Annotated in this window: 11 protein-coding genes; 8 read left to right on the top strand and 3 right to left on the bottom strand. The window is 51.8% G+C overall.

What is annotated here, in order from left to right:
• Positions 1-191: 191 nt before the first annotated feature.
• The 3 genes from LZ24_RS13470 (at position 192) to LZ24_RS13460 (ending at position 1959) form a co-directional block, all read left to right on the top strand.
• On the top strand, positions 192-899 hold the full coding sequence (locus LZ24_RS13470; RefSeq protein WP_246118599.1) for a cytochrome c biogenesis CcdA family protein: 708 nt from the start codon (positions 192-194) through the stop codon (positions 897-899).
• A 62-nt stretch (positions 900-961) separates the two neighbouring features.
• Positions 962-1381: a thioredoxin family protein gene (locus LZ24_RS13465; protein WP_186443148.1), complete on the top strand. Its 420-nt coding sequence runs from the start codon at positions 962-964 to the stop codon at positions 1379-1381.
• Entirely contained in the window at positions 1378-1959 is a 582-nt protein-coding gene (locus LZ24_RS13460) for an NUDIX hydrolase (protein WP_144685991.1), read from the top strand. The genes LZ24_RS13465 and LZ24_RS13460 overlap by 4 nt, the downstream gene beginning before the upstream one ends.
• On the opposite strand, the gene LZ24_RS13455 is transcribed toward LZ24_RS13460, so the two are convergent.
• Entirely contained in the window at positions 1931-2188 is a 258-nt protein-coding gene (locus LZ24_RS13455; RefSeq protein WP_144685989.1) for a hypothetical protein, read from the bottom strand. The genes LZ24_RS13460 and LZ24_RS13455 overlap by 29 nt on opposite strands.
• Before the next feature lie 359 nt (positions 2189-2547).
• Here LZ24_RS13455 and LZ24_RS13450 point away from each other — a divergent pair, with 359 nt between their 5' ends.
• Complete coding sequence (locus LZ24_RS13450; protein WP_144685987.1) at positions 2548-4641, top strand: ribonucleoside triphosphate reductase; 2094 nt, start codon at positions 2548-2550, stop codon at positions 4639-4641.
• 162 nt (positions 4642-4803) lie between these two features.
• On the opposite strand, the gene LZ24_RS13445 is transcribed toward LZ24_RS13450, so the two are convergent.
• Positions 4804-5211 (bottom strand): hypothetical protein, encoded by a 408-nt coding sequence (locus LZ24_RS13445; protein ID WP_222427640.1) that lies wholly within the window; start codon positions 5209-5211, stop codon positions 4804-4806.
• Between the two features lie 124 nt (positions 5212-5335).
• On the opposite strand from LZ24_RS13445, the gene LZ24_RS13440 reads away from it, so the two are divergent.
• Together LZ24_RS13440 and LZ24_RS13435 are read left to right on the top strand one after the other, a co-directional pair.
• The gene (locus LZ24_RS13440) at positions 5336-6028 is read left to right on the top strand and encodes an anaerobic ribonucleoside-triphosphate reductase activating protein (protein WP_144685984.1); all 693 of its coding nucleotides are present in this window, start codon (positions 5336-5338) and stop codon (positions 6026-6028) included.
• A gap of 122 nt (positions 6029-6150) precedes the next feature.
• Positions 6151-7356, top strand: coding sequence for a thiolase family protein (locus tag LZ24_RS13435; protein ID WP_144685982.1), 1206 nt, complete (start codon positions 6151-6153; stop codon positions 7354-7356).
• Between the two features lie 53 nt (positions 7357-7409).
• Here LZ24_RS13435 and LZ24_RS13430 read toward each other — a convergent pair whose 3' ends face one another.
• Positions 7410-7832, bottom strand: coding sequence for a hypothetical protein (locus LZ24_RS13430; protein WP_144685980.1), 423 nt, complete (start codon positions 7830-7832; stop codon positions 7410-7412).
• 54 nt (positions 7833-7886) lie between these two features.
• On the opposite strand from LZ24_RS13430, the gene alr reads away from it, so the two are divergent.
• Complete coding sequence (gene alr / locus LZ24_RS13425; RefSeq protein WP_144685978.1) at positions 7887-9020, top strand: alanine racemase; 1134 nt, start codon at positions 7887-7889, stop codon at positions 9018-9020.
• Positions 9021-9038: 18 nt separating this feature from the next.
• Complete coding sequence (locus tag LZ24_RS13420; protein WP_144685976.1) at positions 9039-10610, top strand: hybrid sensor histidine kinase/response regulator; 1572 nt, start codon at positions 9039-9041, stop codon at positions 10608-10610.
• Positions 10611-10669 lie beyond the last annotated feature (59 nt).

The raw sequence follows: 10669 nt of genomic DNA, 5'->3' as shown, positions 1-10669 counted from the left end.
TTGTGGCGGCTCAGACAGTTTGCCGCTTCTTTCGCACAGGCCTGCAAAGCTCTGATCCGAAACGATTGCAATGTCACTTGCAAATAGCCACGGAGCCTTGCAACAATATAAAACTGTTGTAATTACAGCATTGGCAATTCGGAATAAACTGTGCTGAATAGTTACAATTTTTTAACACCGGGAAAGATTCCATGATTATCATAGAACCCGTATCCCTTGCTGCCGCCTTTGGTGCAGGCCTGCTTTCCTTTCTCTCCCCCTGCATCCTTCCCCTGATACCCGCTTACTTCAGTTTCATATCCGGCGTATCCATCGAAGAACTGGCAGAAGGTCCTTCCAGCGCGGCTAAACGCAGCATAAGACGCAGCACCTTTGGCTTTATCCTTGGTTTTTCAATCGTCTTCATTGCCCTTGGTGCATCGGCAAGCTTTCTGGGGCAACTTTTTTCCGGAACCGGCCTCTGGCTTCGCATGGCAGGAGGTGCTATGGTGCTGATTTTCGGCCTGCATCTCATGGGGGCTTTGCGCATTCCCTTGCTGCAGACAGAAAAACGGGTACACCTGAAATCGAGACCCGTACATGGCCTGGCGGCTCTTTTTATCGGCATGGCCTTTGCCGCAGGATGGAGTCCCTGCATCGGCCCCCTGCTTGGCTCCATCCTTGTCATTGCAGGTACAAAGGAGAGCGTGGAATACGGCATTCTTCTTCTCTCCGTATATGCCGCAGGTCTTGCTCTGCCCTTTGCCCTGCTGGCCTTTGCGGCCACCCGGCTTATGGTCCTTATCAAAAAGGCTAGGGGCTTTATCCGTGTGGCCAATGTAACAGCAGGCCTGCTCCTTGTGGCCACCGGCCTTCTCCTGATGACCGATCAGATGGGAAGACTGGTTTTTATCCCATGATGACACAGGCCAGACCAGGCGTTTTCCGCAACCAAAAAACAAATCATAAGGAGATACCATCCATGGTTTTTGTTCGTCTTTTTCTCTTAAGTACCCTGCTCCTTCTTCTTACTGCTGGCAACCTCACGGCCAAGTCCCTCACCTCGGTGCCCTATAAACAGGCGCTGGAAACAGCCGTATCTGAAAACAAACAGATCTATCTCTATTTCCACAGTCCCCAGTGCCCCTGGTGCCGGACCATGGAAAACAAAACCCATGGGGATGGGAAGGTGGCAGCCTATCTGGAAGAAAATTTCATCAGTGTCAGCATCAACATGGATACCAACCCGGCTCTGGCAAGAAAATACCGGGTCAGCGGCGTGCCAGCCAACATTTTTCTTTCCCCTCAGGGAGAAACCCTTTTCAGCAGACCCGGCCATGTGCCACCCCAGACCTTTATCCGGATTCTTGAAATTCTCCACACCGGAAAACACGACAAATGAACACCTTTGCCAAAACATATCAAGATATCATACTGAATCTTCCCCACCCGGAACCACCCGGCAAGCGCATACGTCCTGCTGCGGTGTCCTTTCTGCTCACCCCGGATAAAGCACCCCGGCTTCTGGCCATACAGAAAGCCGCCCACCCGAGCTATACCTGGGCAGGGCAGGTGGCCCTTCCCGGCGGTCATGTGGACCCTGAAGATCCGGACACGAAACATACGGCCCTCCGGGAACTGGAGGAAGAACTGGGAATTTCCTCCGACAAAGTGGATATGATCGGTTCTCTGGGACATTTTATGACCCTGAACAATGTGTGCATTGAGGTTCTTGCCGGATGGTGGCAGGGCACTGGCCCCCTGCGCCATGATCCCTCAGAAATTGACAGGGTTATGGACATCCCCCTGCACATACTGATGGAAAGCCATCTGGCCTCGGGTTTCTCTGGAAGAGATCCGGACTGGACCGAACTGCGCTATCCCATAAAAGATGCGGTCATCTGGGGCGCCACAGCACGCATCATCCACCACTTCATGGAGTGCCTTCTTTCTACCGGTAATCCTCCTCGTCCTTCCTGAATATAACACGAAGCGCCATACGCAGCATGAGCCAGCCACTGGTCAGGCTCATGGCTGCAGGCATCCAGATATTCTGCCGCCAGTTATCTGTTTTCAGGGCCTCAAAAAGACCCGTAATGCCCAAAAGCAGTATGGGGAAAAGCAGCCAGAAGGTAATCCGGCATACGGTCTGACTGTCATACCAGGGTATGTGTTTCTGACGATGTACGGGTTTTTTTTCCCAGCCCATTTTTATCCTCCTTGCCCCTTCTTCCTTGCTTTTTTAAGAAATGCAGAAAAAGCCCGTTTCCACAAGACCGGATTCCTTTCCGACCCTTTCCTGCCCTCTCTCCGAAGAAGAAAAAATCTTTTTCCACAGGGCCATTGTTTTTCCCCAAGAAACCAGATAGATCCATGCACAAGCACAATATAAGGGGGCAAAAAAACAACAACACACAACATACAGCCTTGACAGACTAAAAACTCTTCCCTATCTTAACCCGGAAACAAGGACGTTTTCTTTCCTTCGGACGGGATAAAATCCGACAGCCCTCTGCTCCCTATGGTTACGGAACACAGCCGACAAACCCCAATCCCCAGAGAGATGCCATGCTCGAAAGTATCAAAAAACGAAACGGCCGTATTGTCGAGTTCGACTCTTCCAAAATCACCGCTGCCATTGCCAAGGCAGGAAAAGCCACCGGAGAATTCACCGAGCGTGAAGCCCGCAAGCTTACCCTCCGGGTTCTGACCCTGATCAAAGACATGCGCCTTGGACCCTCTCCGGATGTGGAAGCCATACAGGATATTGTGGAACGTATCCTGCTGGACTCTCCCTATCTGCAGACGGCCAAAGCCTATATCATCTACCGGGAACAGCGCAAACAGCTCCGCAACATTGTCTCCGGCGTCAACGGGGATCTTGTGGACAACTATCTCAGACAGATGGACTGGAAGATCAAAGAAAACAGCAACATGAGCTATTCTCTCCAGGGGCTGAACAATTATATTTCTTCGGACATCACTGCAGAATACTGGCTGAACCGCATCTATCCTCCGGAAGTGAGGAGGGCCCACAAGGAAGGGGATATCCATATCCATGACCTAAGCCTGCTTTCCGTTTACTGTGTGGGCTGGGATCTGCAGGACCTCCTCCGTCAGGGTTTCAAAGGAGTTGCAGGCAAAGTGGAAAGCTCGCCGCCCCGCCATTTCCGTACCGCTCTGGGTCAGCTGGTGAATTTTTTCTATACCCTTCAGGGAGAGGCCGCAGGAGCCCAGGCCGTATCCAACTTTGACACCCTTCTGGCACCCTTTATCCGCTACGATGAACTGGATTATGCGGATATCAAACAGGCTTTGCAGGAATTTGTGTTCAACATCAATATCCCCACGCGGGTAGGCTTCCAGACCCCCTTCACCAACATTACCATGGATCTCAATGTTCCCTCCATCCTCAAAGATGTCCCCGTAGTCATCGGAGGCAGGGACATGGATATCTGCTACGGGGATTTTCAGACGGAAATGGACCTGATGAATCAGGCCTTTGCCGAAGTGATGATGGAAGGCGACGCCCGGGGCCGGGTCTTTACCTTTCCCATCCCCACCTACAACATCACAAAGGATTTTGACTGGGACAACCCCCGCATGAACGCCATCTGGAAAATGACGGGCAAATACGGCATCCCCTACTTTTCCAATTTTGTAAACTCCGATATGAGTCCGGACGATGCAAGGTCCATGTGCTGCCGTCTGCGTCTGGACAACCGGGAGCTGCGTAAAAGGGGCGGCGGTCTTTTCGGAGCCAATCCCCTCACGGGCTCCATTGGCGTTGTCACCATCAACATGCCCCGCATCGCCTACCTTGCGGATACGGAAGAAGAATTCAAAAACCTTCTGGACAGCAACATTGAGCTGGCCAGAGACTCCCTGCAGATCAAACGCAAGGTGCTGGAACGTTTCACCGAGGGCTGCCTTTACCCCTATTCCAAATTCTATCTGCGCCACATCAAGGAGCGTACCGGCGTCTTCTGGAAAAACCATTTTTCCACCATCGGTATCAACGGCATGAACGAAGCCTGTCTCAACTTCATCGGAGAAGACATTTCCACGGAGGCGGGCAAAACATTCGCCCTTTCCATCATGGACCATATCCGTGAAAAGCTGGAAAGCATACAGAACGAAACCGGAAACATCTTCAATCTGGAAGCTACCCCTGCGGAAGGTACCTCCTACTCACTGGCCCTGAAGGATAAAAAAATGTATCCGGAAATTGTCTGCGCCAATGAGGAGGATTTCAAAAAAGGCGGAGATCCCTTTTACACCAACTCCACCCATCTGCCGGTGAACTATTCCGATGATCTCTTTGAAGTGCTGGATCATCAGGATGATCTGCAGGCAAAATATACGGGTGGAACCGTGCTGCATACCTTCCTCGGGGAAGAAATCCGGGATCCTGCGGTAACACGCAACCTTGTGCGTAAAATAACGGACAATTACAAATTGCCCTACTTTACCCTGACACCCACTTTCAGTGTCTGCCCTTCACACGGCTATATCCGGGGAGAAAAAAGCGCCTGCACCACCTGTCAGGGCCCGACAGAAGTTTACTCCAGGGTGGTTGGATACCTGCGACCGGTAAACCAGTGGAACAACGGCAAGCAGACGGAGTTCCGCATGCGGAAAACCTTCCATGACGCCATATAGCCCATGGGTCAGGAAAATTTCATGAACAGACGTTGCCCCTGTCTTGCAGGGGCCTAAAAAGCATTCGCAGGGGCAAGGCCTGCCCGTTGCAAGGTCAAAGAGAAGACTCAGTACCCGTACTTACGACTGATCCATATCCATGGCAACAATCCTATAATTTTATTAAAAAAAGTCCTTCCTGTCCAGAACAAAGGCTTCCAGGCGCGGATCGTTCATACCAAAAGAAATCCCTGCAATATCCATCATTTTGTCTTCAATTCCTCTGGCAGTAACAGGAAAGGCTGTCATGGCATTTCTTTTTTCACCATCCAGAGAGGCACTGCCTCCGGGCAGATAAATGGCACCCGTTGCAAAATCAACGGCAAAAGCCACTACGCCCGGGATAATAAAAAATACCAGGCAGGCTGCGTTCATTACAGCCACTGCCGGATCAATACGCCGCCCCGCAGGATCCATCTGCAGCTGCTGATGCCGCCGTTCCGGATACAGCAGGGTGCCACACCCCGTCATGGGAACCAGACACAAAAAAAGAACCAGCCAGACAAGCACTCTTTGAAAAGGTTTCATCATTCCTCCCCTGCACGCAGAAATTTTCCCATGGCCAACACGAATCAAAATACAGGGTGCCTGAAACAGCCATGTCCCCGTATGCCAAATTTTAAAACAACCGTCCCTTTGTCAGGAGCAAATTAGCATGATTTTCGGTGGTCTGCAAAAAAACTCCCTCATTGATTTTCCCGGAAAAATTGCTGCCCTTGTATTTACCCAAGGATGCAATTTCCATTGTCCCTACTGCCATAATCCCGACCTGATTCCCATGAAAGGAAAAGGCATTTTCCACGAAGAAGATATTCTCCTTTTCCTTGAAAAACGCAAGGGACTTCTTGAAGGCCTTGCCATTACCGGCGGAGAACCCACCCTGCAGAAGGATCTCGCCGGTTTCTGCGGAAAAGTCAAAGGAATGGGCTACCCTGTCAAGCTGGATACCAACGGCTCCCGGCCTGAAGTACTGAAGGAAGTGATATCCGAAAAACTGGTTGATTATATTGCCATGGACATCAAAACCCATCCTTCGGAATACGCCCCCGGCCTTTGCAAGGCTTCCATGGAACAGGCCCTTGAAAGCAGTATCCGCATCATCCTTGAAAGCGGCCTGGATCACGAGTTCCGGAGTACCTGTGTCCATCCTTTTATCACGGAAGAGAAGATAGAGAAGATTCTCCCGCTGATTCACGGGGCAAAGACCTATGCCCTGCAGACCTTCTCCACAAACTCCCTGCACAATCCGGATTTTTTTAATCATGAGGGCCGGGGGCTTACTCTGGAAGAAGCAGAAAGAATCCGGAAACTCCTTGCCCCCCATGTGGGGCAGTGCATCATTCGCTGACGCCTTGACATCCGACCCCTGTTCCGACTATTGTTTGCCACACAAAAATCCGGTTCAGATTAAAAAACAGGAGAGATGACCATACAGCCCCTTATATCAAACCCTGATGGAGGACAGAGCGAATGGAAATCCAGGAAGTTGTTGCCGTAAGTGCCTGCCGCACGGCCATTGCAAAATTCATGGGCGGCCTCAAGGATGTATCCGCCAGAGAGCTGGCCATGACCGCAGGCCGCCATGCCATTGAACGGGCCGGCATTCCTGCAGGTGAAATTGATGAAATCTGCATGGGCCAGGTTTTTCCCGGTATGCAGGGTTCCCTTCCCGCCCGGCAGGTGGCCATGCGCATCGGCCTTTCCCATGAAAGCAGTGCCGTATCCGTCAATCAGAACTGCGCCTCAGGCATGCGCGCCCTTGAAGTGGCCGCCCACAACATCATGCTGGGCAAAACCCGTTCTGCCCTTGTGGTGGGAACGGAAAGCATGACCAATGCCCCCTACATGCTTCCCAAGGGCCGTATGGGCTACCGCATGGGATCGGGTCAGATTGAAGATCAGATGCTCCATGATGGCCTTGTGGATGAAATGGTTCCCGGCCACATGGGAATCACCGCCGAAAACATAGCAGAAAAATATCAGATCACCCGCAGGGAATGCGATGAACTGGCCCTCATGAGCCATCTGCGGGCCAAGGCTGCCATTGAAAAGGGCCTCTTCAAAGAAGAAGTGGTGCCCGTGGAAATTATTTCCCGTAAAAAAACCCGGATCTTTGAGACGGACGAACATCCCATTCTTGATGCCAGCATGGAATCCATGGCCGCACTGCCTTCTGCCTTTAAAAAGGATGGCGTGGTCACGGCGGCCAATGCCTCCGGTCTGAACGACGGTGCTGCCGCCATGGTGCTCATGTCAAAAAAAGCAGCACTGGACATGGGGCTGAAACCCCTCATGAAACTGGTGAATGTCTGTGATATGGGCGTAGACCCCAAGGTCATGGGTCTTGGTCCTGCGGTCTGCATCCCGAAATGTCTGCAGCAGGCTGGCCTTTCCTTTGACGCCATTGATTACTGGGAAATCAACGAAGCCTTTGCAGCCCAGTGGCTGGGGGTGGGCCGCATGATGGAAAAGGACTTTGGCATGAAACTGGATATGGAAAAAGTCAATGCCAATGGTTCCGGCATCGCCCTGGGGCATCCCGTGGGCTGCACGGGCCTGCGCATTGTGGTTTCCCTCTATCATGAAATGAAGCGGCGGGGAGCCACGCTGGGGGGAGCTTCCCTCTGCGTGGGGGGCGGACCCGCCGTCAGCTCCCTGTGGACGCTGGATATCTGATGAACACATATTTATCCTGTGCAGCCTGACCTCGTAAGACATTTGGTAATTATTCAGCACAGTTTATTCCGAACTGCCAATTCTGTAGTTGCAGCAGCTTCGTACTGCTGCAAGGCTCCGAGGCTATTTGAAAGTGACATTGCAATCGTTTCGGACAGGGCAAGAAGCTCCCGAATCCGGCACTCAAGATCCATAGGCATTTTTACTCCCGTAAAGGGCTTGAGTTTTTTAGCTTGAGTGCCGGATTGCGTCACGGGCAAATAGCCTGGAGCCTGTGCATCTGTCTTGCAGGTATGATATGGAAAACTGTGCTGAACAGTTACGACATTTGTTTCTTTTGCAGACCGTAAGCAATCCCGACGGAACCCGCCGCCGGGATTGCTTTTTACACCATGATCCCAAACAGATCGGCATACAAAGACTTGCCCCTGCAGCTTTCTCTGCCATGCTGCTTGACAGCCCTTCATCCAGACCATAAGGAAAGAAGTCGATCATAAAAGATCCAATGGGATAAGGGAGGCAAAGAATAAATGAATGAACATCTCATATGGGCTGAAATCAGGCTGGATGCCATTGCAGAAAATATCCGCAGCCTTCGCAGGGCAGCCTCGTCAAAAGCCTCCCTCATGGCCATGGTTAAAGCCAATGGCTATGGACATGGCGCCGTCGAAGTTGCCCGTACCGCCCTTGCCAGTGGTGCCGCCAGCCTTGGTGTGGCCCGTATGGAAGAGGGCATTGCCCTTCGTACCGCAGGATTTGCCGCCCCCATTCTGGTTTTCGGCCCCTCCCTTTCCAGTGATATCAGGGAAATGATCCGTTACCGCCTGACACCTTCCGTGTACAGCATGGACGATGCCCTGCGCATATCAGAGACCGCCATGACCACGGGTAAAAAACTGCCCGTACATTTAAAATTTGATACGGGCATGGGCAGGCTGGGCTTTACGGGGCAGGCCCTCAGTGATCCTGTCACAACGGTCAGAAAAATAGGTTCCCTGCCCGGTCTCCGTATTCAGGGAGTCTACACCCACCTTGCCACGGCGGATCACCCGGAAAAAGAATTTACCCGGCATCAGATCCAGACCTTTTCCCGGCTGCTGGCAGGTCTTGAAGAAGCAAACCTCCGCCCGCCCATTGCCCATGCCGCCAACAGCGCAGGCCTGATCTCCTTTCCCGAGTGCCACTTTGACATGGTCAGACCCGGCATTGCCATCTATGGTATCCAGCCCTCCCTTACCATGGATAAAAAAGCTTTCTCCCTTCAGCCTGCCCTCAGCCTGAAAACAAGGATTGTTCAGATCAAAACCGTTCCCGCAGGTTTTTCCATCAGCTACGGCCGTACCTGGACCGCCAGCAAACCCACGGCCATTGCCACCCTTGCCTGTGGCTACGGTGACGGATTCCCACGCCTTCTGTCCAACAATGGGGAAGTGCTGGTCCGGGGACGCAGGGCCCCCCTGAGGGGAAGAATCTGCATGGATCTGTGCATGGTGGATGTCAGCGGCATTCCCGATGTCCGTACAGGTGACACGGTTACCCTCATCGGCAAAGATGGCGGGGATGAAATTCTGACAGAAACCCTGGCGGAATCCATAGGCACCATTGGCTATGAGCTGGTCACAGGGCTGATGCCAAGGGTTCCGCGGGTCATCGTGCAGCACTAAAAACACAGGGAAGCAATTATGTCCGGAGATACAGAAACAGAAAACCTGCGCCGTGAAAATGAAAGGCTCCGCATCCGTCTGCGGAAAATGGAAGAGCGTTACACCATGACGCTGGACAGTATTTCTGAAATTTACTTTGAAACGGATACCAGTGGCCGCCTTACCTTTTTCAATCAGAGTCTCTGTAACATCACAGGTTTTTCCAAAGGCGTCCTCCATGGGAAAGTGGCAAGGGATCTCTGCCCCCGTGAATCAGCCATACGGCTGGAAGAAATTTTCCGTAATACCCTGGAAAAAAAGGAAAGCCATGCACTGAGTCTTCTGGAAGTATTCCATAAAAAGGGGCACACCGTGCCTTTGGAAATATCCGTTTCTCTGATCCAGAGTGCTGAGCTGAAATTACACGGATTCCGCGGAGTCGCCAGAGACATTTCAAGCAAGATTGCCGCAGAAAAAGAAAAAGCCCTTTTTGAAGAGCAACTGCAACAGGCCCAGAAGCTGGAAGCCATCGGCACACTGGCCGCAGGTATTGCTCATGATTTCAACAACCTTCTCATGGGAATTCAGGGCAACACCTCCCTGCTCATGCTCCATACGGAACCGGAAACCCCGGCATGGAAGCGTCTTTTGAAAATTGAAGAACAGGTACGCCACGGAGCGAACCTCACACGCCAGCTTCTCGGCTTCTCAAGGGATCAGGAAGGCAAACGGGCCATCTGCGACATCAATACCCTCGTGCAGGATACGGGTCTGATCTTCTCCCGCACCCATAAAAACATCCAGATGCACCAGCAGCTTTCAAGCCAGATCTGCCCCGTGATGGCGGATACTTCCCAGATCAGGGAGGTGCTTCTTTATATTTTCATCAATGCCGCCACCCACGGTATGCCCGATGGCGGCGATCTTTTTGTGGAAACGGACAGGGTTTTTCTTAAAGAAAACCATACCCGTCCCCACAGGCTGCCTGCCGGAGAATACCTTCGTATTCTGATTCGGGATACGGGCAAAGGCATGGATGAAAAAACCAGAAAACGGGCCTTTGACCCCTTTTTCTCCACCCTTGAAAAGGGGCAGGGAACGGGCATGGGCCTGGCATCCACCTTCAGCATTATCAAAAATCACCACGGTATCATTTCCATAGACAGTCATAGGGGCCAGGGATGCACCTTCATGATTCACCTGCCCTGTTCCAGTCATCAGACAAGGGGAATTCTTCCTTCCTCTGCCATAAAAACCATTCTTCTTGTGGATGATGAAGAAATGATTCTAAGCGTGGCCACAGATCTGCTGGAAGAGCTGGGATATGAAGTCATCGCTGCATCCGGGGGCCAGGAAGCCATTGATCTTTTTGACAGATATTCCGACATCATCGACCTTGTGATTCTGGATTTGGTCATGCCCGGAATGGATGGAAAAAAAACCATGCAGGCCTTAAGGGAACGGGCTCCCTCTCTGCCCGTACTCATCTCCAGTGGCTATGAAAAGGCACACCTGGAATCAGAAGAAATCATCTTGTCGGAAATAAACGCCTTTCTGCAGAAACCCTTTACCCTGAAAGGTCTGAAGGAAGCCATTGCGGAACTTGGATGAATGCAGGCACAGCTTGACACACCCTGACCCTTTCTTTATATTTTCTGACAATTTTAAGA

Source organism: Desulfobotulus alkaliphilus, from assembly GCF_007830435.1.
Classification (GTDB): Bacteria; Desulfobacterota; Desulfobacteria; order Desulfobacterales; family ASO4-4; genus Desulfobotulus; species Desulfobotulus alkaliphilus.
The sequence above is the reverse complement of the archived record's forward strand: the minus strand, read 5'-3'. Positions and strand labels throughout refer to the sequence as shown.